The sequence below is a fragment of the Sphaerisporangium sp. NPDC049003 genome, assembly GCF_043197795.1.
Lineage (GTDB): Bacteria > Actinomycetota > Actinomycetes > Streptosporangiales > Streptosporangiaceae > Sphaerisporangium.
The window spans coordinates 118,245-141,046 of the sequence record NZ_JBICTU010000015.1; the positions used below are offsets into that span (position 1 = coordinate 118,245).

Below are 22,802 nucleotides of genomic sequence, written 5' to 3' on the forward strand. Positions count from 1 at the left end.
TTCAGGCGTACGGCTCCAGGTGGGGGCGTTTGGGGTCGACGGCGTCGCCCGATGAGGTGCCACGCAGGCGGCGGCCCACCCACGGGAGAAGGTGCTCGCGCAGCCACAGCCGGTCGTCGCGGAGCTTCGCCCTGCGGTCGACCCGCTCCCTGGGCGGCCAGGCATGGCGCCAGTCGTCCTCGGACGGCACACCGAGCACCTCGCACACCTTCGCGGCGACCAGGCGGTGCCCCTCGGCGTTCATGTGGAGCCGGTCCTCGCTCCAGGCCCGCCAGTCGCGGATCGACTGCATCGACCACTGGTCGACGACGTGGCAGCCGTAAAGGTCGGCGATGGACCTTATGTGCAGGTAGAACACCGCGAACCTGCCCCTGACCTGGCGCATGAGCGGGGTGTCACGCGGGTCCACGCCGGTGAACAGCACGACGTCGGCGCCGGTGCTCCGCAGGTCGCGCACGGCCCTCGCCAGGGTCTTGGCCATGCGGTCGGGGTCGCCGCCTGGCCGCAGCAGGTCGTTGCCCCCGGCGCAGAGGCTGACCAGGTCGGGCTTCAGCTCGATCGCCGCCGGCACCTGGTGCTCCACGATCTGGTCGATCAGCTTGCCGCGCACCGCGAGGTTGGCGTACCGGAAGCCGGGCTCCAGCGCGGCGAGCCGCTCGGCCACCCGGTCGGCCCAGCCACGGAAGTGCCCGTCAGGGCCGGGGTCGTTGAGCCCCTCGGTGAAGCTGTCGCCGATCGCGACGTAGGAGGTGTAGGCCCTCATTGCCCGTCCTCCGCGATGGCCCGCAGCGCCAGCTCGTACGAGCGCAGGCCGAACCCCGCGATCGTGCCGGTGGCGACCGAGGCGACCACCGAGGTGTGCCGGAACTCCTCGCGGGACGCGGGGTTGGAGATGTGCACCTCGATCAGCGGCGCCGTGCGCTGGGCGATGGCGTCACGCAGCGCGTACGAGTAGTGGGTGAAGGCCGCGGGATTGAGGACCACGGGGATCGACCCGTCGGCGGCCTCGTGGAGCCACGACACCAGCTCGGCCTCGTCGTCGGTCTGCCGGACGTCCACGGTCAGGCCGAGCTCCCTGCCGGTCTGGCGGCACAGCGCGGCCAGGTCGTCGAAGGTATCCGCGCCGTACACATCGGGCTCGCGGCTGCCGAGCCGCCCGAGGTTCGGGCCGTTGAACACGAACACGGTCCTCATCGCGCCCTCGCCGTGCTTCCCCTGCCCGAGCCGAGCACCGTCCTCATCGCGCCCTCGCCGTCCCCTCCGTGCCGGAGACGACCGTCGTCGTCGCGGCCTCCGCCGTGCCGCTCGCGTGCGCGGCCGTCATCTTCCGACCTCCCGGTAGGCCGCTTCGAGCAGCTCCTCCGGTGGGTCCTCCAGGCGCGCGACCTTGCCGATGTCGTCGAGGATGACGAACCGCTGCTTCGCCCCGCGGTTCTTCTTGTCGACCCGCATGTGGTCGCGCAGCTCGGGCCAGGCCTCGTGACGGTAGGCCGTCGGAAGGCCGACCGAGGTCAGGATCGACCGGGTGCGCTCGACGAGCCCCGGCCCGGCGTGGCCGGACAGCCGGGACAGCTCCGCGGCGTAGACCATGCCGATGGCCACGGCCTCGCCGTGCCGCATGTGGTAGCTCTCGACGCGCTCGATCGCGTGGGCCAGCGTGTGCCCGTAGTTCAGGATCTCGCGCATGCCCGACTCGCGCAGGTCGGCCCCGACGACGTCGGCCTTGACCTGGATCTTGCGTTCGATCAGCGCCCGCGTGTGCCGGCCCTCGGGCACCCGGGCGCCCTCGGGGTCGTCCTCGACGAGCAGCAGGATGGTCGGGTCGGCGATGAAGCCGCCCTTGATGATCTCGGCGAGCCCGGCGACGTAGTCGTCGCGCGGCACCGACACCAGCGTGGCGAGGTCGCACAGCACCCCTACGGGCGGGTGGAACGAGCCGACGAGGTTCTTGCCCTCGGGGGTGTTGATGCCGGTCTTGCCGCCCACCGCCGCGTCGACCATGCCGAGCAGCGTGGTGGGCACCTGGACGACCTTGACGCCGCGCAGCCAGGTGGCCGCCACGAAACCGGCCAGGTCGGTGGTGGCTCCCCCGCCGACGCCGACCACGGCGTCCGAACGGGTCACCCCGTACCGGCCCAGGGCCGACCAGAGCTCGGCGGCGACCTCGACCGACTTGGCCCGTTCGCCGTCGGGCACGGGAAGCGCCACCACGGAGAGACCGGCGGCCTCCAGCACCCCGCAGACCGGCCGGGAGATCTCGGGAAGGCTCGCCGGGTGGACCACCGCCACCGTGCGGACGCCGTCGCCCAGCAGGCCGGGCAGCTCACCGAGCACTCCCGCCCCGACGACCACGTCGTACGGGCGCTCGCCCCTGACCGTGATGCGGGTGCTCGTCACGCCGGGAGCCCCTTCATGATCTCGTCGGTGATCTCCTCGGGCGCGCGGCCGTCGGTCGCCACGACGATCGACGCGAGCCGCTCGTAGACCGGGCGGCGCTCCTCCATGAGCCTCTTGAGCTGGCTGCGCGGGTTGAGCACGAGCAGCGGGCGCGCCTGGGCGAGGCCCACGCGCTGCACGGCGTCGGCCAGGCCGACCTGGAGGTAGACCACCGAGTGCCCGGCGAGGAGCTCCTGGGTGGCCTCGCTCAGGATGGCGCCGCCGCCGAGCGCGAGCACGCCGTCGTGCTCGGCGAGCGCCTGGCCAACCGCCGCTGCCTCCAGCTCGCGGAACCGCTCCTCGCCGTCGTCGACGAAGATGTCGGCGACCGGCTTGCCCGCCACGGTCTCCACGTCGGTGTCGGTGTCGCGGAAGCTCGCGCCGAGACGCTGGGCCAGCAGGCGGCCGACGGTGGACTTGCCCGACCCGGGCGGGCCGACCAGCACAGCTCTGGGAGACGTCACTTGATCACCATCGACGACAGGTAGCCGGAAAGGTTACGGGCGACCTCCTCAACGGAGTCGCCGCCGAACTTCTCGACGGCCGCGTCGGCGAGCACCAGCGCGACCATCGCCTCAGCGACGATACCGGCGGCCGGAACCGCGCACACATCCGACCTCTGGTTGATGGCCTTGGCGGGCTCGCCGGTGAGCACGTCGACCGTGGAGAGCGCGCGGGGCACGGTGGAGATCGGCTTCATCGCGGCGCGCACCCGCAGCGGCTCGCCGTTGGTCATGCCGCCCTCGACGCCTCCGGCGCGGTTGGTGACGCGGCGGACGCCCTCGGCGGTGTTCTCGATCTCGTCGTGGGCCTGGGAGCCCCGCCGCCGCGCGGTGTCGAACCCGTCGCCGACGCCGACGCCCTTGATCGCCTGGATGCCCATGAGCGCCCCCGCGAGCCGCGAGTCGAGGCGCCGGTCCCAGTGGACATAGCTTCCGAGGCCCGGCGGCAGGCCGTACGCGACGACCTCGACCACCCCGCCGAGCGTGTCGCCTTCGCGCTTCGCGGTGTCGATCTCCTCGATCATCGCCGCGCCGGCCTCCGGATCGAGGCAGCGCGCCGGGTGCTCGTCGACGGCGGCGAGCTGGCCGGGCGCGGGGATGAGGCCGTCCGGGGCCTCGGCGGTGCCGATGGCGATGACGTGGCTGACGATGTCGACGCCGAGCGCCTGCTTGAGGAAGTTGCGCGCGACCTGGCCGAGAGCGACCCGGGCGGCGGTCTCGCGGGCGCTGGCCCTGTCGAGGATCGGGCGGGCGTCGTCGAAGCCGTACTTCTGCATGCCGGACAGGTCGGCGTGGCCGGGACGCGGGCGCGACAGGGGGGCGTTGCGGGCCTGGGCCGCCAGGAGGCCGGGGTCGACCGGGTCGGCCGCCATCACGGTCTCCCACTTGGGCCACTCGGTGTTGCCCACGCGGATCGCGACCGGGCTGCCCAGCGTGCGGCCGTGACGCACGCCGCCGACGATCGTCACCTCATCCTGCTCGAACTTCATCCGCGCGCCGCGGCCGTAACCCAGGCGGCGTCTCGCCAGGGCCTGCTCCACGTCGGCGGTCGTCACTTCGACTCCGGCGGGCATCCCCTCAAGGATCGCGACGAGCTCGGGGCCGTGGGACTCACCTGCGGTCAACCAGCGCAACATGATGACAAGTCTTCCATGCACGGCCCAGTGCCATCGCCCGCCCATGAACCGATCAGCGAAGGACCGCCGCGAGGGCTCCGAGGAGGATGAACGGCCCAAGGGGGAACTGGCTCTGGAGAGTGCCCCTGCGGGTGATCAGCAGCGCGACGGCGTAGAGCGCGCCGAGGAACTGCCCGCCGACCGCGCAGACGATCCAGGGGTCCAGGCCGAGCGCGCCGGTCAGCATCCCGGCGAGCCCGGCGAGCTTGACGTCGCCGAGGCCGAGCGCGCCGGGCCGTACGAACCACAGGACCGCGTAGACGCCGGCCAGCGCGAGACCGCCGAGCAGCCCGGCGACCAGGTGGCCCGTGGGGACGAGCAGGAGGGCGATGATCGGGTAGGACGGCAGCGTGATGGCGTCCGGCAGCCGCTGGGTCCGCCAGTCGATCACCGCGAGCGCGCACCCGGCCACCGCCGCGTACGACCAGGCGGCGAGCGCGGGGGTCCACGCGAGCCTCCAGGCGACCAGGGCGCAGGCGGCGGCGGTGCCCAGCTCGATCAGCGGCGGCCACGCGGGCACGGGCACGGCGCGAACCGCGCGGCCGAACGCCTGACGAGCCTCCACCCGGTACGCCCGCCGCCGCTCAGTGAAATCGAGCTCCGGGGCATCGAGCCGCGGGGCGTCGAGCTCAGGGGCGTCGAGCTTCGAGGCATCGAGCTCAGGGCTGTCGAGCTTCGAGGTGTCGAGCTTCGGGGTGTCGAGCTTCGGGGTGTCGAACTCCGGGGCCGGGCCGAAGCCGCCCGCCAGGACGCGGACATAGACGCCCGCGAGAAGCCCCAGAAGGGCCGCCCCCGCGACGATGAAACCCACCCGCCGACCTTACGGGGATCTCAGCTCGGCGTACGCCGGAAGTGGCGGAGAAGCCCGCGTTTGGGGGTGGGAAGCCGTGCGACGGTCACCTCGGCGTGCTCCGACAGCCCGCGCAGCAGGGCCTGGATGCTCTCCTCCTCCGCCGTGACCTGCCCGATGGAGGCCAGGGCGTGCAGCATGGCGCCCTCGATCGCGAACGGCACAGGACCGGCCACGTCGATCACCACGGCGGCGGCCTTCTCGCCGAGCGCGGCACGGCAGACCTGCGGGGTCACGGCCTGGATGGGCCGGGCGTCGGCGCGCCAGAGCTTCAACGACGCGGCCCCGGTGAACGCGGGGACCGCCTTCCTGCCGTCGGCGCCGACCAGCACCGGCAGGGCCATCTCGCTTTCCTTCTCCTGCTTGAGCCCGTGCTCGCCGACCTCGGACTCCGTCAGCAGGGCCACGACGGGCACGAGCAGGCGCGCCGTGCTCAGGGCCGACATCACACCGGCGGAGTCGGCCTCACCGGTGGCGAAGGCGGCCAGCGCCGCTGAGACGGACGCGTCGGCGCTGCCGTCGTCATCGGGGACCAGAGGCTGCGGAATGCTGGGCACGACCCGCGAGCCTACCCGCCGTCGCGACCCCACCGCGTCATCGGCGGGTGCTCCCACCCTGGGCGCGTGGCGGGGGCGCGGTTCGCCCCGCCACGCGCCCCCGTACCCACGGGACCCGGGCTTCAGCCGAGGTCGGCGATGGCGGCCACGGGGCCGCCGCCCGAGGGGCCCTGGTGGACGGCCGCGACCGAGACGAACACGGCCGGGTCGCCGGTGACGCTGGCGGCCACGCCGCCGACCGTGGCCTTGATCTGCCGGTGCCAGTGCACGTCGGAGTCGTCGAGCATGATGTTCCTGCGCCCGCGCACCCGTCCGCTGGGGTCGGCCTCGCACTTCATGAACACGTTGACGAGCTTGTCGCCGAGGTCGCTCGGGTGCGGGCGGTCGGGCAGCTCGATGCCGCTCCCGCGGATCGCCTCCCAGATGCCGTCGGCGTCCAGCGCGTCCTTCATCACGCTGTGCCCGATGCGGTAGCGACCGCCGATGCCCCGCACGTTGCCGACCACGACGATCTGCGCGCGGTCGAGCTCGACGCCGGAGGAGCACGAGGCGACGCTGGAGTAGAGGGACAGATCCTTGTGGATCTGGTCGGCCGAGGGCATCTCGATCTCGCCGAGCGCCACCGCGATGCCAAGGGCGGTCGTGGAGTTGGAGATGTCCATGGACGGGCCGGTGTCCTCGATCACCACCTCCTGGCCGCGCGACTTCGCGTCGGTGATCGTGGCCAGGGTCAGCAGCGGCGTCTTGGTCTGCACGTAGTGGACGTCGGCCGGATCCTCGATCCCCGCGATCTTCATGGCCTCGCGCACGCCGGCGGCGACCTTCTCCACCATGGCGGGGCGGCCGATGTCCTCGGGCAGGATGACGTCGCTCATCGCGACCCCGACCGAGACGCGCGGCTCGTCCGAAGGCTCGACGCCCGAGGGGTCCACGGAGGCGAAGATCGTGGCGTGCGGGCTCAGCACGCCGTCGGTACCGCCCGACCACACCAGCGGCACCTGCGCGGCCTCCTCGGGCGTACGGGTGCCCTTGGCGACGAGCACCTCGCGGAAGGCGCGGTCGGCGAGGATCCGGGTGTAGTCGTTGACGCCGCCGTTGCCCTCGGTCTTGCCGATCACGGCGAGCACCCGGTCGGCCTCGATCACCCCGTCGTCGATGAGTTTCGCGAGCCCGGAGGCGTCGGTGACGCTCTCGATGGCGACCTTGCGCACCTCGATCGGATCCGGCATATCTCCTACCTCTCAGTCATTCCAGTAATCGCAGTCATCTGGTCCATCACGCATCGAATCAGCACGGCTCACGCCGTCGTCGGTCACGGCTCGACGATGGTGCCGACGTCGCCGGTCAGCGCCCCGCCGATGTGCTCCAGTGAGGTGATCACCGCCCGGCCTCCGCTTTCCGCGAACCGCAGCGCCGCCTCCACCTTGGGGCCCATGCTGCCACTCGCGAAGTGCCCGGCCGCCTGAAGCGCGCGCATCTCCCCGAGGCTCACCCGGCCGATCGGGCGGGCGCCGGGCGTGCCGAACCCGGCGACGGCCCCCGGAACGTCGGTCGCGAGGACGAGCACGGTCGCCCGTACGGCGGGTGCGAGCACGGCGGCCGCGGTGTCCTTGTCGACCACGGCCTCGACACCGCCGAGCGACCCGTCGGCGCGGCGGACGACGGGCACTCCCCCGCCTCCGGCGACGACCACCGTGTAACCCGCGTCCATCAGGGTGAGGGCGGCGGGCGCGTCGAGGATCTCCACGGGGCGCGGCGAGGCCACGACCCGCCGGAAGCCCCTGCCGGGGAATTCGAGCCAGGTCTGCCCCAGCTCCTCGAACCTGCGCGCCTCGGCCTCGGTGAAGTACCTGCCGATGGGCTTGACCGGGTTCGTGAACGCCGGATCGCCGGCGTCCACGAGCGTCCGGGTCACCACCACGGCCGTACGGTCGCCGAGCGCGTTGAGGATCAGCACGCCGATCGTCGCCTGGGTCTGCGCGCCGCACCAGTCGAGCGGCACCGGGGGCACCACGTCGGCCGCGAGCTGGTTCTTCAGGAGCAGGTTGCCCACCTGGGGGCCGTTGCCGTGCGTCAGGATCACCTGGTGGCCCTGGGAGATCAGCGCGGCGACATGCGCCATCGCCCCTTCGACGGCACACCGCTGATCGACCGGCGAGGCGCTGCCGTCGGGCGCGGTCATCGCGTTGCCGCCGAGAGCGATCAGTACGCGTTCACCCACAGCCCGAAGCTATCCACACTGACACGCCACCTCATTGTCCATAATTGCCCACAAACCACGAATCCTTCAGAGAAACTCGCCAAGCGAAATCCGGCCATGACCACATAGAAGCCCCGCCGCCACTATTCGGTTACCCGGGACCGGCGTATCGGTGAACACCTGTTCAGGTAGGGGTCCACAGTGTCATAATGATCAAGGTCGGCCATCCAGCGGACCGCCCGTCCCACGCTCCCGCAGACCGCACGGCTCGTGCCCGATCTCATGGCGGTTCCCATGACCTCGTCCGACGCGCTCACCGAGTGGCGGCGACTCGACGCCGTGACGAGGAAGTCCGTGAAAGACCAGGCCGCCCGCGGGCGCCGCCACCATCGGCCCGGGGTCGCCGCCACCTCGGCTCGCTACGCCGGCGCCTCGCTGTCCAGGCCGACGGCGTGGATCTACGCGGCCGTCGCGGGAGTCCTGGTCGTCGTGCCGCTCGCGCTCCTGTGGAACGCCGAGGACATGTCGTGGGCGGACAAGCTCATCGCCATCCTCCTCGCGAGCCTCCTCCCCCTGCTCGCCACCACCGAGCTCCTGCGGGCGAGGCGCGTACGGCTGCTCCAGATCCTCACCGCGAACCGTGAGCCCACCGCGTTCGTACCGCTCGCTTCCGCGTCCGGCACGGCCGTCGAGGGCTCGGGCGCGACCCTGATCGTCCGCGTCACCGCCAGGCGGCTCCTGCGGGCGGATACCGTCCCGCTGGGCATCGCCCTGTGGCTGCTGTCCGGCCTGGCGTTCCTGTTCATCCCGGGCGACAGACCGGACGCCGTCGGATACGTGATCATCATCGTGATCATGCTGTTCCGGGGAGCCCCCGGGGTCGTGCGCTGGCTGTACTGGCTCATCGGAAACCGCACGGCCCTGATCGTGAGCCCCGACGGCATCGTGCTGCCGGGAGTGAGGGACATCCGGATGGCCTGGGAGGACATCACGGAGATCAGGCTCCTCCCCTTGTCGGCCGTGTACCGGAACGGCCGTGCGGGCGACACGGTCCTGGCTTTCGTGCCGGCGAACCCCCGCAGGGTGTCCGCTGCGAACGACGACCCGCCGCGCTGGGGAGATGTCCGCTCCGGGTTCTTCGCCCTGCCGGACGGATGGCTGGCACCGGCCGCCGACGAGATCGGATCGGTGGTCGTGCGGATGTCGGGCGTGCCGGTGTACGACTACCGGTGACCGTCGGCGGCCGTCGGGCGGACCCTCCAGGCGGGTGACCCGGTGAGCCGGCTGCTAGACGGGGGCCACGAAGCCCCAGAGGACCTGGGCGATCTCGTCCACCTCGGCGAACTCGCCCGAGGCCACGGCGGAGACCAGGTCGTAGACCGAGTCGTCGTCGGTGTCGAGCTCGACGCCGTTGTACTCGAGGAAGACCACCGTGCACACCCAGGCCAGCCGCGTGTCGCCCTCGGCGAACGGAGGGTGGACGGCAAGGGAGTGGAGCAGCGAGGCGGCCTTGATCAGCAGGTGGGGGTAGGCCTCGTGGCCGAACATGGACGCCTGCGGCCGGTGGACGGCCGAGTCGAGAAGCCCGGCGTCACGGAACTGCGGAGGCCCCCCGGCCGTGAGCTCGGCGAGGTCGATCACCTGCTCCACGGTCAGGTAGCGCGTCATGCGCCGCCCTCCGCGGCCGGGTCTATCAGCCGGCGACCCGTGACCGGATGGATCAGGCAGGAATCCTTGGCCAGGTGGATCGGGGAGGGATCCTTGGCGGGGCGGATCACGCAGGGACCCTTGGCCAGGTGGATCGGGGAAGGAACCTTGGCGGGGCGGACCACGCCGGGCCTAGGTGCCGGGCCGGCCGGGGGGCGTGTCACTCGCCGAGCCGGTCGAGGACGGAGCGCCAGCGCCTGACCGCGGCGACCCCCAGTCGCCGCACCTCCTCGTCGGCGTCGTGGCGCGCGATGTACTCGTCCACTGCGGCCTGCACGACCTGCTGCACGCTGCGCCCCTCCTTCTCGGCGCGCCGGCGCAGGGCATCTGTCTGCTCGTCGCTCAGGCGAAGCGTCATGGCCATACCTCCACGGTACGCATCCGGCATCAGGATGATTTGGACACGGCGAGTGTATGACTATTTACAGAACGCTGTCAGATGATTTCCCGTCCAGCCGGCTCAGCCGGGCGACCGCCTCGTCGATGATCTCGTCCTTCTTGCAGAAGGCGAACCGGACGAAATGCCTGCCCAGCTCGGGCCGGTCGTAGAAGACCTGGGTGGGGATGGCGACGACGCCGGCCAGCTCCGGCAGCCGCCTCGCCAGGTCGGCGCCGTCGGCGAAGCCGAGCGGCCGGATGTCGGTCTGTACGAAGTAGGTACCGGCGGGACGGTACACCCCGAAGCCCGCCGCGGAGAGCCCCGCCATGAGCCGGTCGCGCTTGGTGGCGAGCGCGTCGCGGAGCCCGGCGACCCAGCCCAGCTCCTCCCGGAGCGCGTGGGCGACGGCGAGCTGCCAGGGACCGCCCGCGGTGAACGTCAGGAACTGCTTGACCGTCTGTACGGCCCGCACCAGCTCGGCCGGCGCACAGATCCACCCGGTCTTCCAGCCGGTGACGGAGAAGGTCTTGCCCGCCGAGGAGATCATCACGGTGCGCTCGCGCATGCCGGGAAGCGTGGCGAGCGGGATGTGCTCCACGCCGTCGAAGGTCAGGTGCTCGTACACCTCGTCGCTGATCGCGACCAGGTCGTGCTCCTGGCACACGGCGGCGATGGCCGACAGCTCGCCGAGGGTGAAGACGGTGCCGGTGGGATTGTGGGGTGAGTTGACCAGGATCGCCCGGGTGCGCGGCCCCACAGCGGCGCGCAACTCGTCGGGGTCGAAGGCGAACCTGCCCTCGACCGGCCGCAGCGTCACGGGCCTGCGTACCGCTCCCGCGAGAGAGATCGCGGCGGCGTAGGAGTCGTAGTAGGGCTCGAAGACGATCACCTCGTCGCCGGCCTCGCACAGCGCGAGGACGGAGGCGGCCAGCGCCTCGGTCGCGCCGAGGGTCACCAGGATCTCGCCGTCGGGGTCGTAGACGAGCCCGTAGTGCTCCTTGCGGTGCTCGGCGACCGCCTGCCGCAGCTCGGGCAGGCCGGGCCCCGGAGGGTACTGGTTGAAACCCTCGCGTATCGCCCTCACGGCCCGCTCAAGCATCGCCGAGGGCCCGTCCGTGTCGGGGAAGCCCTGCCCCAGGTTGATCGACCCGGTCCGTACGGCAAGGGCCGTCATCTCGGCGAACACCGTCGTGCCGAACTCACGCATGCGGGCCACCAGAGGTTCGTTCACGCCGGTCAGCCTATCGGGCCGCCGCGCGCTAGCCTCTTCGGGTGATCGCCTGTTTTGCCCCCAATTGTGGGACGTATCGCCTTGGCCGGCCCCGGTGACGCGCATCCGGGAACTGGACGCGCTGCGCGGCTTCGCCGTCTGCGGGATCACGCTGGTCAACACCTGGCAGCACACGGTCGGCGCCGTGGAGCGGCGGTCGGTCACGCCCACCGACTGGATCGTCGAGAACCTCCTGCAGAGCCGCTTCTTCCCCATCTTCTCCTTCCTCTTCGGCGTGAGCTTCGTCCTGTTCCTCCGGTCCGCGGCGCGCAGGACGCCCCGCCCTCGGCTGGTCCTGCTCCGCAGGCTCGCCGTGCTCGCCTGCCTCGGGCTGCTCCACCGGATGGTCAGCCCCGGCGAGGTGCTCCTGCCCTACGCCGTCACCGGGGCGATCGTGCTCATTCCCGCGTCCTACCTGCACCGCCACCTCGTACTCCTCGCGGGGATCGGCGCCACGCTGTGGGCGGCGCTCGCGCACGCCGGAGGGGTGTGGCTGATCCCGGGCCTCTTCCTGCTCGGTATGGCGATGATCGAGTACGGCCCGGGGCGCCGCGCCCTGAGACCGGCGTTCATCGCAAGTGCCCTGCTCGGCGTGATGCTCACCGGGGCGTGGGTGTACCTGTGGGGTCGTCCGGAGACGTTCGACTTCCCCTACACGGTGAGCGTCTACCCGCTCGCCGGCCTCGCCGCCGCGACGGCCTACTGCACGGGCGTACTGCTCCTGGTGCGCCAGCGGCCCGGGTTCCTGGCGTTCCTCGAACCGCTCGGGCGGATCGCGCTCACCGCTTACCTGTCCGGCACCCTGGCGATCCTCGCGGCGCTGCCCCTCCTTGTCCAGGACGGCAGCAGGGCCGGCGTCGTGGCCGTCGCGGCGGTCACGATCGCCGCGCAGGCGGCCTTCGCCCACTGGTGGACGGCCCGCTTCAGGTACGGCCCGCTGGAGTGGGGGTGGCGCTGCCTCACCTGGTGGGAGATCGTGCCGAACCGGCGCCCGGCCGGCGGGCCCCCCACCTGACCCGCGGCCGTGCCCCTCGGCCGTGGCTGTCGGCCGTGGCTGTCGGCCGCGCCCCTCGGCCGTGTCCCTTGGCCGTGGTCGTCGGCCGTGTCCCTGCCGTGTTCCTCGGCCGTGGCTCTCGGCATGCGCGGCCTCCGGCCTTAGGCTTGTGCGGTGACCCGCATCGCCCTGTGCCAGATCCCGGTGTCCGAGGACCCGAAGACCAACCTCGAATGCGTGCGCGACGCGCTCGGAAGGGCGGCCTCGCGAGGCGCCACCCTGGCCGTGTTCCCCGAGGCGACGCTGACCCGGTTCGGCAAGGGCGTCGCCGAGCACGCCGAGCCGCTCGACGGCCCGTTCGTCACGGCCGTGGCCGACGCGGCGCGGGCGCACGAGGTCGCGGTGATCCTCGGCACCTTCGAGCCCGCCGGCGGCCGGGTCCACAACACCGCCGTCGCCCTCGACCGGCGCGGCCGGATGCGGGCCGCCTACCGCAAGATCCATTTGTTCGACTCCTTCGGCGCCCGCGAGTCCGACCTGGTCGCACCGGGCGACACGCCGGTGGTCGTGGAGCTGGAGGGCCTGCGTCTCGGCCTGATCACCTGCTACGACATCCGGTTCCCCGAGCTGGCCCGCGCCCTGGTCGACCAGGGCGCCGACGCGTTCGTCGTGATCGCCGCGTGGGGCACGGGCCCGATGAAGGAAGAGCACTGGGCCACGCTGGTCAGGGCGCGGGCCATCGAGAACACCATGTGGACGGTCTCCGTCGGGCAGGCGCCGCACCCCGAGTTCAGGGACTTCGGAATCGGCAGGAGCATGCTCGTCGACCCGATAGGAGTGGTCCGTGCCGATCTGGGCACCTCGGGCGCGGTCCAGGTCGTCGAGATCGATCCCGCCGAGACCGAGCGCGTGCGCTCCACGCTCCCGAGCCTTTCCCACCGGCGCCCAGATATTTATCGCGCCGTGCCGAACACCGAGGTCGCCAGATCGTAAAATGCGGGATGTGAGCGAGCCGGCACGAAGTACTCAGATGCAAAAGGTCATTCCGCCTCGCCTGCTGGTGCCCTATCTCGCGGGCCAGCGTACGATCATCTCCGGCTATGTCTACCGCGTCCAGGACTGCTCACGGCTGACGAGCCCGGAGCAGATCGTCTCGGCTCTCGACCTCTCCTTCGAGGGCTCCGAGCTCACGCCCTCGGTCCCCGAGCTGTACATCCTCCGGTGGCAGGTGCGCGACACCGACAACTACGTCGTCCCCTACGGCCCTCATATGGGCGGAGATTGGAACGATTCGCCGCCCTTCGCGGGCAACGGGTTCACCACCTCCCGCCAGCACGTCGTCCCCCAGTTCCACACCACCCCGATGCCCATCCCGGCGGGAGCGGAGATCCAGCACGTGACCACGCGCGGCGAGCGGCGGTTCGCCGAGTACGACGGGCTGACCTGGCGGCGCGCGGCATGAGCGACATCGAACCCGTGGGCCTCGGCTTCATCGCCCACCAGCACGAGCAGACCTACGCCGCAGCCCTCGGGCCGGGCCCCGACGACGTGATCCTGTTCAGCGAGGACTCCAGGGAGGGGTTCGCCCAGGTCGGGGGCTACTGGCGGCGGCAGGTCCGGCGGGGCGAGCTTGAGTGGCTCGTCCTGCTGCGCACGGTCGGCGCGTTCGGCGGGGAGCCCTGCGTGGTGCTCGACGAGGACGACGACGGGCTGCACATCGCCTACACCGGCCACAGTGGCCTGAAGGCCGAGGCCCTCGGCTACTGGATGGTCGACCACGGGGCGTACGAGGTGGTCGTGCCGCACGACGAGGTCCACTCCATCCGCGTCGAGCGGATCCCGATCCCCTGTCAACCGACGAAGGGCGCGAGTGTCTCTGGAGTGTGACCGAAGCTCAAGTCCTTTCCCGCGAGCGCCCCACCTTCGCCGAGATCTTCGCCGCGCACTACTCGGCGATGGTGCGGCTGGCGGGGCTGCTCGGCGCGGACGACCCGGAGGACATCGCGCAGGAGTCCTTCGCGCGCCTGCACCTGAGACAGGCGCGACTACGCGATGACGCGGCGGCCGTGCCCTACCTCCGCTCGACCGTCTGCAACCTGACCCGCAACCGGATCCGGCACCTGAGGATCGTACGGCTGCGCAGACCGGATCCGCCCCCTCCTGAGAGGAGCGGCGAGCAGACCTTCCTGCTGGCCGAACGGCACCGCGACCTGCTCGCAGCGGTCGACCGGCTGCCACGGCGGCAGCGCGAGGCCCTGGTGCTGCGCTACTGGCTTGATCTGTCCGAGCGCGAGATCGCCGACGCCATGGGCGTCTCCCCCGGCTCGGTGAAGAGCCACACCAGCCGCGCCATCGCGGCCCTCGGCCGTGCCCTCAAGGAGGACAGCGATGACTGACGAGCCCTCAAGGAGGACGGCGATGATCGAGGACGACCTCCGCGACGCCCTGCGCGCCCGCGCCTCGACCTACGAGGTCAGCCCGCACGCGTGGCTGGAAGTGCGACGGCGCGCCGCAAGGTCGCGCCGCCTGAGGTGGACGCTGCTGGCAGCCGTCCCACTGGCGACGGGCGCGGTGCTGGCCGGGATACCCCTGGTCGTCACGCACGGCGGGCCGGACGCGGTCACCGGCGCCACGACGGCGGTCTCCGGCGAGCCCACGCCGACGTACAAGGACGCCTACGCGGCAGGCGTCGCGGAGAACCCGCCGATCGGTGAGACGCTCACCCTGGTCAATCCGGCGGACGGCAAGTCGATGCTCCTGTGGTTCGCCCGCGCGAAGGCGAAGGGCGCCGCGGGGTTCGCCGACCTGTGCTCGGCCACTCAACTGTCGTCGGGCGGCACCATCGGGAGCTGCGCGTACGACTCGCGAAACCCCGCCCACACCGGTGAGGTCGGCTGGTACGTCGGGGGCACGGACGGGATGCTGCCACGCCCCGGCAAGCTCATCACCTATGGCGCGGCCCGCGACGCGGTGACCAAGGTCGAGGCGGTCGCCGACGACGGCTCCCGGTTCCCCGGCACGATCTACAGGCCGAAGGGCGCCCCGCTGGCGATCTGGACTGTTTCCTACCCTGCCCAGGCCAAGCTGACGGCGTACGAGCTCTCCGGCGCCGGCGAGAAGGTCCTCCAACGGGTGAAGACCGATCCCATGCCCGTCCCGGGCTCGACCGCGGAGCCCGTCGGACCGGCCGCGAAGCTGGGCGGAGGGGTGACCGCACGGCTGCACAGGGACCAGAGTCTGGTCTGGCGGCAGGACGGGAAGGTCGTCGCGCTCTTCGTCGTCGCGTCCACACCCCAGATCGAACCCGGCGAGACCCTCGCGGACGCGCTCAAGGGGAACAGGAGGCCGGTGATGTCGCGGTTCACCCACGACCGCTGGCTGGGCTATGCCAGGGCCGGCACCGGCAGGGTCGTACTGACCTTCAAGGACGGCACGTCCATCGAAGCGGACGCGATGCCTGACCCATGGGGTGGGGACGCGGTCCTGTTCTCGGCGCCGTACGCGCATGAGGGCGACATCTACGCCGAGGGTTATGTGATCACCGGGTACGACCGCGACGGCGGGGAGGTCTGGCGCGACGAGGCCAAGCCGGTGTCCGATCTGTGGGCGTCCCCCGCCCCGGGCGACCCGGCCTTCTCGGGTCCTGCGGGTCAGACCGGGCCGCCGAGGTGGCGGTAGCGGGTGAGGCGGGTGGCCAGGCGGTCCTCGGGAGGGCGTCGCATCAGGCCGATGATCTCGTATTCGAGGGTCCTGGCGACCCGCTCGCAGAAGGCCTCGGGCTCGTAGGCGGCGTCCGGTAGCTCGGGGATGATCCGGTCGACGATGCCGTCCCGTTTGAGGTCCGTCGCCCGTACCCCCTGCGTCTTGGCGATCTCGGGGGCGAAGTCGATGGTCCGGTACAGGATCGCCGACGCGCCCTCGGGCGGGAGCGGGGACAGCCAGCCGTGCTGGGCGCAGAGCACCCGGTCGGCGGGCAGCAGGGCCAGGGCGGCCCCGCCCGCTCCCTCGCCGAGGAGCAGGCAGACGGTCGGCGCGTCGAGCATCACCAGGTCCGCGAGGGAACGGGCGATCTCGGCGGCCAGCCCGCCCTCCTCCGCCGCCTTCGACAGCGCCGCTCCGGCCGTGTCGATCACGGTGACCAGCGGAAGGCCCAGCTCCGAGGCCAGGTGCATGCCTCTGCGGGCCACCCGCAGCCCGGCGGGACCGAGATGGCGGCCCGCGCTCTGCTGGCGACGGTCCTGGCCGAGCACGACCGCGGGCGCCGTGCCGAACCTGGCCAGGGCGAGCAGCAGGCCGGGGTCGTTCTCGCCCACGCCCGTGCCGTTCAGCGGGGTGACGTCGGAGGCGCCCAGCTTGAGCAGGGCCCTGACGCCGGGCCGGTCGTCGCGCCGCGACCGGCTGATCGCCTCCCAGGCCTCCACGGCGACGGCCCGCTCACCCGGCTCCGGCACTCGCGTGAGCCCCTCGCCGCGCTCCCCGACCTCCTTGGGCGCGCAGAGGACCGACAGGGCGCGGATCGCGATCTCGCGGGCGTTCTCGGCCGACACCACGGCGTCGACGAGACCGTGCTTGAACAGGTTCTCCGCGACCTGCACGTCCTGCGGAAAGGGGTATCCGTACAGGGTCTCGAAGACCCTCGGGCCGAGGAAGCCGATCAGCGCGCCCGGCTCGGCGGCGGTGACGTGGCCGAGCGACCCCCACGACGCGAACACCCCGCCGGTCGTGGGATGGCGGAGATAGACGATGTACGGCAGGCCGGCGGCGCGGTGGGCGGAGACGGCGGCGCTGATCTTGATCATCTGGACGAAGGCGAGCGCGCCCTCCTGCATCCGGGTGCCGCCCGAGGCCGGGGCGGCGAGCAGTGGCAGCCTCTCGGCCGTCGCCCGCTCGACGGCGCGGACCAGCCGCCCGGCGGCGGCCACCCCGATCGACCCGGCGAGGAAGGAGAACTCGCAGGCCATGATCGCCACGCGCCGTCCGCCCAGCAGCCCCTCGCCGGTCACCACGGACTCGTCGTAGCGGGTCTTCGCGCGCGCGAAGGCCAGCTCCTCCGCGTACGGGGAGCCGGGCGGCGCGGGGTCCACGGTGGGCTCGTCCCACGACTTCCAGGAACCGGGGTCGAGGACCGTGTGGATGAGGGTGTTGGCGTCCGGACGGGCCGGGCTCATCGGCGGCCTCCCATCACCGGCCGGATCACGCTTCCCGCTTCGCCAGCCAGTCGAGCACGGCCTGGGTGTCCTGGCCGAGCGCGGGCGGGGCGAGGTGCTCGGCGGGCGGCTCGCCGTCGAACCTCAGCGGCGATCCCGGCAGTTCGATGACGCCGAGCTCCGGGTGCTCGACCGTGACGACGAGATCCTGCGAGCGCGTCTGGTCCCAGGCGTAGACCTCGTCGAGGGTGCGGATCGCCCCCGCCGGGATGCCCGCGCCGGCGAGTTCGGCCAGCCAGTGGGCGCGGTCATGGACGGTCAGCGCCTTCTCCATGTCGGCGATCAGCTCGTCGCGGTGCGCGAACCTCTCCCTGTTGACGGCGTACTTCGGGGTGGCGGGGTCGATGCCGAGGATCGGGGCGAGCTTGCGCCACTGCGCGTCGTTGGCGACCGCGATCTGGATCATGCCGTCGGCGCAGTGGAACGCCCCGTACGGGGCGATGGAGGCGTGGTGGTTGCCGCCCGCCCCCGGGACCTTGCCGCCGACCGTCCAGGCCGTCCCGTGGTAGGAGTGCACGCCCACGACCGAGGCGAGCAGGGACGTGCGCACGACCTTGCCCCTGCCGGTGCGCTCCCTCTCGTACAGCGCGGCCAGCACGCCGTACGCCCCGTGGATGCCCGCGAGCAGGTCGGCGATCGAGGCCCCGACGCGGTACGGCTCCGCGGGCGAGGGGCCGGTGAGGCTCATCAGCCCCGCCTCGCCCTGCGCGATCTGGTCGTACCCGGGACGGCCGCCCTCGGGGCCGTCGTGGCCGAAGCCGGTGATGGAGAGGATCACCAGGCGCGGATTGAGCTCGTGAAGACGCTCCACGGGAAAGCCGAGCCGGTCCAGCACGCCCGTACGGAAGTTCTCGACGAGCACGTCGCTCTGCTTGATCAGCCGGGTGAGGAGCTCTGCCCCCTCCTTGGACTTGAGGTCGAGCGCGATGGAACGCTTGTTGCGGTTGGCCGAGAGGAAATACGTCGAGATGTCACCCGAGGGGCCGACGAAGGGCGGGCCCCAGCCACGCGACTCGTCGCCGCCGTCCGGATGTTCCACCTTGATCACCGTGGCGCCCAGGTCGCCGAGCATCTGCGCTCCGTGCGGCCCGGCGAGAGCACGGGACAGGTCGAGGACGACGACGTCACTGAGAGGTCCCTGCAAGGTCAGCCTCCACGGGGGCTCGGGGGGAATGCGCGTTCCGGTCTCACTGGCAAGCCTGCCAGGTCCCCCCACCCGCCAGACACCCAGGTCCCCCCGCGATCACGGGCTCCCGATCATCCCCATCGTGCGCGCGGCCCGGCCGACGCCGGTCACGCGCGTCCATTATCCCGATCTTCCACGCGCCCGCACCGGCAGCCGGGTCCCTACGACCGGGACGTCCAGGACGTTCGCGTACGTCCTGGACGCCCGGGAACCTGCTGGAACCCTCGGGGCATTCCCTGGATCCTCTACATCGTGTCCGGGCTGTCCTATCTGTGCGTCTTGCGCCCGCGCCACTTGTCCATGAACTCGCGCAGCTTGCGCTGGTTCTGCTGGTCCTTGGCCATCGTCTTGACCTTCTCGACCTGCTCGTGGCCCTTCGGGCTGCGCAGGTAGTCCTTGATGCGGTCCACCATCGATGCCATCTCTTCACCACCGTCTGTTCGGTCACCGTTTCCATTGAACGGCTACCCAGGACGACCCTCGCCAATCACGCATTGTGCTCAGTAGCTGCAAAAACAGGACAACCAGTGACGGAACCACGACGAATCCACGATCGCGGCGTGACGATTCCCGCTGTGGGCCGGAGGCGCCCGGCCCTCCACCATGACGTGGGCTAGGTTGGTGACCCGCCGGGTCGTCGGAGGGGGCGGGAACGCGATGGGGACACCGTCAGGGAAGGGCCGGCCTTCGCCCGGTGCGCCGGTGAGGGTCCGCTGACCGGCCCCGATGGGCCGTCCAGGACCAAGGTCATGGAGCGGGTCCGGCGGCTGCTGGACCTGGCGGAGCACCCCGGCACGGGCGAGGAGGAGGCGGCGATCGCCTCCGCGCACGCGGCTGCGCTGATGCTCAGGCACGGCCTGGACGCGTCCGCCGTGAGACGGGGGTCCACGGGCCGCGCGGAGACCATCGACGGCATCGAGTTCGAGGTGTCGAACCGCGGCGGGCACGCCCGCGAACGCTGCTGGGCCCTCCACCTCGTCTGCGACGCGCTCGGATGCAAGGGCGCGCAACGCTGGACCGGCGTCAAGGGCCGGGGCATCCGCGGCGCGAGGCACGTCACCATGACGGTCGTCGGGCCGGAGGCCGTCCTCGACAGCCTGCGCGTTCTGCTTCCCTCCATAAGCCTGCAGATGGAGAACCAGGCCAGACCCGCCCTCCGGCGGTTCACGTCGTGCGAGCTGGAAACGGTCACGGCCAAGGACCGGCGCGCCCGCGCCGCCGCCGACTTCCGGCGGGCCTTCTACGTCGGCTTCGGCTCGGGCGTCTCCGCCAAGCTCCGCGACCGCGTGGCCGAGGTGGCCGAACAGGTCGCGGGAACAGGGGCGGAGCTCGTACTCCTGGACCGTACGGCCCTGGTGCGGGCCGAGTTCGACCGCCGCTTCCCCGGCCTGCGGCCTGCCCGCGCGACCGCTCTGGACCGCGACGGCTACGCCACCGGACGCGAGGCAGGCCGCCGCGCCGACCTCAGCGACCGCGACCTCGGCGGCCTCACGGCCGGCGAGCTGCCTGCGACGCCCCGCCCGAGATGACCCTTGACGACAGGTGAGGCCCACGGGCGCCCGCTGTGGCGCCCGTGGGCCCGCCCGGCTCGATGTCGGACGCCCTCGGCGTCAGGACCTCGGCGTCAGAACGTGGAGACGTTCAGCAGCTTCTCCGGGATGCCGGCGAGAGTCGTTCCCGCCGCCTGGAGCGCGGCCTTCACCGCGGCGGGACCGGCCGTCGGATGCGTAGCCTTGTAGAGGGCCGCTCCACCCGCGACGTGCGGGCTGGCCATTGAGGTACCCGAGATGGTGTTGGTCCCGCTGCCCGTCCACGTGGACAGGATGCACACGCCCGGGGCGATGAGGTCCACGTCGGCGCCGAAGTTGGAGAAGCTGGCCCGCGTGTCGTCGGCGCCGTAGTTGGCGCAGGTGGCCGCCGCTCCACCGCCGGGAAGCCCGTTGTAGTCGGCGAGCGCGCTGACCGTGACGACCTCGTCGTAGGCGGCGGGAACGTGGTTGGCCGCGTTGTCCGTCTCGTTGCCGGCCGCCACCACGAACGTCACGCCCGCCGCGACGGCCGCGCAGATCGCGCGGTGCATCGCGTCGGCGTTGGTGTTGCCGCAGTTGCCGTCGTCGGTTCCGAGGCCTCCGAGGCTCATGTTCGCGACCTCGATCTCGGAGGCGTGAGCGGTGACGTAGTCGATGCCGCAGATGACCTGGGACCAGGTGCCGCTGCCGCTGGCGTTGAGCACGCGCACCGGCCACAACCGGGCGCCGGGTGCCACCCCGACGACGGTGCTGGTGTTGTCCAGCGCGCCGATCGTGCCCGCCACGTGCGTCCCGTGGCCGTTGCCGTCGTTGGCGCTGGTCCCGTTGTTGCAGTTCTTGGCGCCCGCCGTGTAGACGTTCAGGTCGGGGTGGGTGAGCTGGATGCCGGTGTCGATGATCGCCACGTCGACGTTGACGCGCGTGTCCACGCCGTTGATGGCGGCGGTGGGGCTGAGCTCGGCGTCGACCCGGTTGATCCCCGTCGGCAGGGTCTGGGCGTCGATCGACACCACGCCGTCGGGCTGTACGAACTGCACCTGCGGGTCACGGGCGAGATCGGCCGCGGCGGCGGCGGTCATCCGCGCCGAGTAGCCGCGTAGCGCGTGACTGTAGACGTTCTTGAGGGTCGCGCCCTTGGACCGCGCCTGGGTGTTGGCGACGGCCGAGGGATCGGCTCCGTCCCGCAGCACGACGATGTAGTCGCCGGCGGGCGCGAGGCTGGTGTCCACCGCGGCCGTGGCCGGGCTCACCGCCATGACGAGGGAGCTTGCGAAGAGGATGGTGAGGAGCGTTTTGCGCACGGGGGGATCCTCCACTCTGCGGTCCGGGTGGACCGGCAAAGTCGACATTGACTACCTAAGTCAGACCTTTCCACCCCAAATCCAGATTTGTTACATGAATTTGACATTTGTCATTTGGGTTGTCAGATTTTATGGAAAAAGGGTGGAACAAGAGATAAATCATGATCAGCCGGTCCGCAATGGTCACGGGTCCGGTTTGATCACCGGGGTAGACCACGCCCGAGGCATGATCGGGGAATTGCTTTCCGGCCCGTACCGCCCAGCCGCTCGTCCAACGAACATTCCTGGGGGCCTACAACGGCGCTCGGCGCGCCGACCGAACCTGCGGTCGCGTTTCGAGAGCTCCACCGATTGCGACACGGCGACGACACCGATCCGACGCCTGGGTGCCGTGTCACGACCCATCCGGACATCACCGACAGCCGCGTCGGCGACTTAGCGTCGCCGGGTGAACCCGAGAAGTGATGACCCGACCCCTTGCGAGTCCTTCGCCGCCATCCAGCGCATCCGATACTCCGTGTGGTCCGTCGGACTCTCCCTGATGCTGCTGGCCACCAGCGTCCGACCATGGGTGCGCTCCGCTGAGCCGTCCGCCGGCACCGTGCTCTCGCTGTGGGACCTGCCGACCTCCGACCTCCGGATCATCAGCGAGAACGGCACCAGCGCTTTCGGCATGCTGGTACTCGCCCTCTCCCTCGCCATGGTCACGGCGCTCAACCCCGTACGCCCGATGATCCTGGGCACTCTGCTGTCAGCGATCCTGAGCTTCCTCAATCTCATGTGGCTCCATCAGGCCCTCCCCAGGCCGCACAGCCGCTTCCCCTGGAGCACGGCGTGGGTCACGCCGGGATCCGCCCCGACCGCCGCGCTCGTGGAGACGCTCGCGCTCATAATCGGCCTCGCCCTGGTGGCCGTGGCCGACTCGTCGGACGAGCGGGACGTCATCCAGCAGACGTCGCCGGACCCCGCGGAACAATCTGGAACCTCCGCGTGGTCGCCTTACCCCACCCACAGACTCGCCCAGGCGGCCCGGGGGATGGTCCTCGTCCTCCTGCTCTTCTTCGCGGGCACCCTGCCGTGGATGCGCTTCCGCCATCACCTTCGCGACGGGAGCGACACGATCAGGCACCTGTCGCTGTGGGACCTGTCCGACGCGTCCATCAGCGACAAGGTGACCACGGCAGGCCAGGTGACGCTCACCCTGCTGGTCGCTTCATGCCTTCTCGTCTTACTGGCCGCCGCCGAGCCCCACCGCATGGTCGCCGCCTGCGGCGCCATGTCGCTCTGTCTCACCGTCGCGTCGGTCATCCGGCTCTGCTTCATGGCCACCGACCTCCACCGCCGGTACCCAGCCGTCGAGTTGACCGCGCTCCCGGGCCTGGTCCTCACGGTCGCCTTGCTCCTGGTATCCACAACCGTCCTCGTGGGGCCGTCGCTGTGCCGGAGGCTGCGAACAACCGCCAGACGCCCTTACGCGGAACGCCACCCGGTTTGACACACGCCCTCTC

25 protein-coding genes are annotated in these 22,802 nt (G+C 71.3%); 9 read left to right on the forward strand and 16 right to left on the reverse strand.

Going from position 1 to position 22,802, the window contains the following annotated elements; translation table 11 throughout:
* Window position 1: 1 nt before the first annotated feature.
* From ACGFIV_RS18255 to ACGFIV_RS18295, 9 genes are all read right to left on the reverse strand, one after another.
* Entirely contained in the window at window positions 2–763 is a 762-nt protein-coding gene (locus ACGFIV_RS18255; RefSeq protein WP_358559292.1) for an SGNH/GDSL hydrolase family protein, read from the reverse strand.
* Window positions 760–1,194, reverse strand: coding sequence for a type II 3-dehydroquinate dehydratase (gene aroQ / locus ACGFIV_RS18260; protein WP_358559294.1), 435 nt, complete (start codon window positions 1,192–1,194; stop codon window positions 760–762). The genes ACGFIV_RS18255 and aroQ overlap by 4 nt, the downstream gene beginning before the upstream one ends.
* A 126-nt stretch (window positions 1,195–1,320) precedes the next feature.
* Window positions 1,321–2,397, reverse strand: coding sequence for a 3-dehydroquinate synthase (aroB, locus tag ACGFIV_RS18265; protein WP_358559296.1), 1,077 nt, complete (start codon window positions 2,395–2,397; stop codon window positions 1,321–1,323).
* Window positions 2,394–2,900: a shikimate kinase gene (locus ACGFIV_RS18270; protein ID WP_358559297.1), complete on the reverse strand. Its 507-nt coding sequence runs from the start codon at window positions 2,898–2,900 to the stop codon at window positions 2,394–2,396. The genes aroB and ACGFIV_RS18270 overlap by 4 nt, the downstream gene beginning before the upstream one ends.
* Entirely contained in the window at window positions 2,897–4,075 is a 1,179-nt protein-coding gene (aroC, locus tag ACGFIV_RS18275) for a chorismate synthase (RefSeq protein ID WP_358559299.1), read from the reverse strand. Before aroC ends, ACGFIV_RS18270 begins: the two co-directional genes overlap by 4 nt.
* Before the next feature lie 52 nt (window positions 4,076–4,127).
* Entirely contained in the window at window positions 4,128–4,925 is a 798-nt protein-coding gene (locus tag ACGFIV_RS18280; RefSeq protein WP_392836155.1) for a prepilin peptidase, read from the reverse strand.
* A gap of 20 nt (window positions 4,926–4,945) precedes the next feature.
* Window positions 4,946–5,521 carry an SseB family protein gene (locus tag ACGFIV_RS18285; protein ID WP_358559303.1) on the reverse strand — a complete coding sequence of 192 codons (576 nt, stop codon included), beginning with the start codon at window positions 5,519–5,521 and terminating at the stop codon, window positions 4,946–4,948.
* 122 nt (window positions 5,522–5,643) lie between these two features.
* The gene (locus ACGFIV_RS18290; RefSeq protein WP_358559982.1) at window positions 5,644–6,750 is read right to left on the reverse strand and encodes a ring-opening amidohydrolase; all 1,107 of its coding nucleotides are present in this window, start codon (window positions 6,748–6,750) and stop codon (window positions 5,644–5,646) included.
* 83 nt (window positions 6,751–6,833) lie between these two features.
* A complete protein-coding gene (locus ACGFIV_RS18295; RefSeq protein WP_358559984.1) occupies window positions 6,834–7,742 on the reverse strand; it encodes a carbamate kinase in 909 nt (302 codons plus the stop codon).
* Between the two features lie 273 nt (window positions 7,743–8,015).
* Between ACGFIV_RS18295 and ACGFIV_RS18300 the strand changes: the two genes are divergently transcribed.
* Window positions 8,016–8,954: a hypothetical protein gene (locus tag ACGFIV_RS18300; RefSeq protein WP_358559986.1), complete on the forward strand. Its 939-nt coding sequence runs from the start codon at window positions 8,016–8,018 to the stop codon at window positions 8,952–8,954.
* 54 nt (window positions 8,955–9,008) lie between these two features.
* Here the strand turns inward: ACGFIV_RS18300 and ACGFIV_RS18305 are convergent, their stop codons facing one another.
* From ACGFIV_RS18305 to ACGFIV_RS18315, 3 genes are all read right to left on the reverse strand, one after another.
* Window positions 9,009–9,389, reverse strand: a complete 381-nt coding sequence (locus tag ACGFIV_RS18305; RefSeq protein ID WP_358559988.1) for a Fic family protein — start codon at window positions 9,387–9,389, stop codon at window positions 9,009–9,011.
* 199 nt (window positions 9,390–9,588) lie between these two features.
* Complete coding sequence (locus ACGFIV_RS18310) at window positions 9,589–9,786, reverse strand: ribbon-helix-helix protein, CopG family (protein ID WP_392836165.1); 198 nt, start codon at window positions 9,784–9,786, stop codon at window positions 9,589–9,591.
* 64 nt (window positions 9,787–9,850) lie between these two features.
* Entirely contained in the window at window positions 9,851–11,038 is a 1,188-nt protein-coding gene (locus ACGFIV_RS18315; RefSeq protein ID WP_358559991.1) for a pyridoxal phosphate-dependent aminotransferase, read from the reverse strand.
* A gap of 94 nt (window positions 11,039–11,132) precedes the next feature.
* On the opposite strand from ACGFIV_RS18315, the gene ACGFIV_RS18320 reads away from it, so the two are divergent.
* The 6 genes from ACGFIV_RS18320 (at window position 11,133) to ACGFIV_RS18345 (ending at window position 15,749) form a co-directional block, all read left to right on the forward strand.
* Window positions 11,133–12,092, forward strand: a complete 960-nt coding sequence (locus ACGFIV_RS18320; RefSeq protein WP_358559993.1) for a DUF418 domain-containing protein — start codon at window positions 11,133–11,135, stop codon at window positions 12,090–12,092.
* A gap of 153 nt (window positions 12,093–12,245) precedes the next feature.
* Window positions 12,246–13,064, forward strand: coding sequence for a carbon-nitrogen hydrolase family protein (locus tag ACGFIV_RS18325; RefSeq protein ID WP_358559995.1), 819 nt, complete (start codon window positions 12,246–12,248; stop codon window positions 13,062–13,064).
* Window positions 13,065–13,101: 37 nt separating this feature from the next.
* The gene (locus ACGFIV_RS18330; RefSeq protein WP_358559996.1) at window positions 13,102–13,533 is read left to right on the forward strand and encodes a hypothetical protein; all 432 of its coding nucleotides are present in this window, start codon (window positions 13,102–13,104) and stop codon (window positions 13,531–13,533) included.
* Window positions 13,530–13,958, forward strand: coding sequence for a hypothetical protein (locus ACGFIV_RS18335; RefSeq protein WP_358559998.1), 429 nt, complete (start codon window positions 13,530–13,532; stop codon window positions 13,956–13,958). The genes ACGFIV_RS18330 and ACGFIV_RS18335 overlap by 4 nt, the downstream gene beginning before the upstream one ends.
* The gene (locus tag ACGFIV_RS18340; RefSeq protein WP_358560000.1) at window positions 13,955–14,467 is read left to right on the forward strand and encodes a sigma-70 family RNA polymerase sigma factor; all 513 of its coding nucleotides are present in this window, start codon (window positions 13,955–13,957) and stop codon (window positions 14,465–14,467) included. Before ACGFIV_RS18335 ends, ACGFIV_RS18340 begins: the two co-directional genes overlap by 4 nt.
* Window positions 14,460–15,749, forward strand: coding sequence for a hypothetical protein (locus ACGFIV_RS18345; protein WP_358560002.1), 1,290 nt, complete (start codon window positions 14,460–14,462; stop codon window positions 15,747–15,749). Before ACGFIV_RS18340 ends, ACGFIV_RS18345 begins: the two co-directional genes overlap by 8 nt.
* On the opposite strand, the gene ACGFIV_RS18350 is transcribed toward ACGFIV_RS18345, so the two are convergent.
* From ACGFIV_RS18350 to ACGFIV_RS18360, 3 genes are all read right to left on the reverse strand, one after another.
* Entirely contained in the window at window positions 15,722–17,239 is a 1,518-nt protein-coding gene (locus ACGFIV_RS18350; RefSeq protein WP_392836176.1) for a carboxyl transferase domain-containing protein, read from the reverse strand. The genes ACGFIV_RS18345 and ACGFIV_RS18350 overlap by 28 nt on opposite strands.
* 25 nt (window positions 17,240–17,264) lie before the next feature.
* Window positions 17,265–18,422 (reverse strand): CoA transferase, encoded by a 1,158-nt coding sequence (locus ACGFIV_RS18355; RefSeq protein WP_358553324.1) that lies wholly within the window; start codon window positions 18,420–18,422, stop codon window positions 17,265–17,267.
* Between the two features lie 308 nt (window positions 18,423–18,730).
* Complete coding sequence (locus ACGFIV_RS18360) at window positions 18,731–18,886, reverse strand: hypothetical protein (protein ID WP_358553322.1); 156 nt, start codon at window positions 18,884–18,886, stop codon at window positions 18,731–18,733.
* A 327-nt stretch (window positions 18,887–19,213) separates the two neighbouring features.
* Between ACGFIV_RS18360 and ACGFIV_RS18365 the strand changes: the two genes are divergently transcribed.
* Window positions 19,214–19,993 (forward strand): DUF2786 domain-containing protein, encoded by a 780-nt coding sequence (locus tag ACGFIV_RS18365; protein ID WP_358553320.1) that lies wholly within the window; start codon window positions 19,214–19,216, stop codon window positions 19,991–19,993.
* A gap of 95 nt (window positions 19,994–20,088) precedes the next feature.
* On the opposite strand, the gene ACGFIV_RS18370 is transcribed toward ACGFIV_RS18365, so the two are convergent.
* On the reverse strand, window positions 20,089–21,294 hold the full coding sequence (locus ACGFIV_RS18370) for a S8 family serine peptidase (protein WP_358553318.1): 1,206 nt from the start codon (window positions 21,292–21,294) through the stop codon (window positions 20,089–20,091).
* A 448-nt stretch (window positions 21,295–21,742) separates the two neighbouring features.
* Here ACGFIV_RS18370 and ACGFIV_RS18375 point away from each other — a divergent pair, with 448 nt between their 5' ends.
* Complete coding sequence (locus ACGFIV_RS18375; protein WP_392836183.1) at window positions 21,743–22,789, forward strand: hypothetical protein; 1,047 nt, start codon at window positions 21,743–21,745, stop codon at window positions 22,787–22,789.
* Window positions 22,790–22,802 lie beyond the last annotated feature (13 nt).

Bases quoted from the DNA above. Each gene is read 5' to 3' on its own strand.
- ACGFIV_RS18255 (WP_358559292.1), bottom strand. From the start codon at position 763: ATGAGGGCCTACACCTCCTACGTCGCGATCGGCGACAGCTTCACCGAG.
- aroQ (WP_358559294.1), bottom strand. From the start codon at position 1,194: ATGAGGACCGTGTTCGTGTTCAACGGCCCGAACCTCGGGCGGCTCGGC.
- aroC (WP_358559299.1), bottom strand. From the start codon at position 4,075: ATGTTGCGCTGGTTGACCGCAGGTGAGTCCCACGGCCCCGAGCTCGTC.
- ACGFIV_RS18290 (WP_358559982.1), bottom strand. From the start codon at position 6,750: ATGCCGGATCCGATCGAGGTGCGCAAGGTCGCCATCGAGAGCGTCACC.
- ACGFIV_RS18300 (WP_358559986.1), top strand. From the start codon at position 8,016: ATGACCTCGTCCGACGCGCTCACCGAGTGGCGGCGACTCGACGCCGTG.
- ACGFIV_RS18305 (WP_358559988.1), bottom strand. From the start codon at position 9,389: ATGACGCGCTACCTGACCGTGGAGCAGGTGATCGACCTCGCCGAGCTC.
- ACGFIV_RS18310 (WP_392836165.1), bottom strand. From the start codon at position 9,786: ATGACGCTTCGCCTGAGCGACGAGCAGACAGATGCCCTGCGCCGGCGC.
- ACGFIV_RS18330 (WP_358559996.1), top strand. From the start codon at position 13,102: ATGCAAAAGGTCATTCCGCCTCGCCTGCTGGTGCCCTATCTCGCGGGC.
- ACGFIV_RS18335 (WP_358559998.1), top strand. From the start codon at position 13,530: ATGAGCGACATCGAACCCGTGGGCCTCGGCTTCATCGCCCACCAGCAC.
- ACGFIV_RS18345 (WP_358560002.1), top strand. From the start codon at position 14,460: ATGACTGACGAGCCCTCAAGGAGGACGGCGATGATCGAGGACGACCTC.
- ACGFIV_RS18350 (WP_392836176.1), bottom strand. From the start codon at position 17,239: ATGAGCCCGGCCCGTCCGGACGCCAACACCCTCATCCACACGGTCCTC.
- ACGFIV_RS18360 (WP_358553322.1), bottom strand. From the start codon at position 18,886: ATGGCATCGATGGTGGACCGCATCAAGGACTACCTGCGCAGCCCGAAG.
- ACGFIV_RS18365 (WP_358553320.1), top strand. From the start codon at position 19,214: ATGGAGCGGGTCCGGCGGCTGCTGGACCTGGCGGAGCACCCCGGCACG.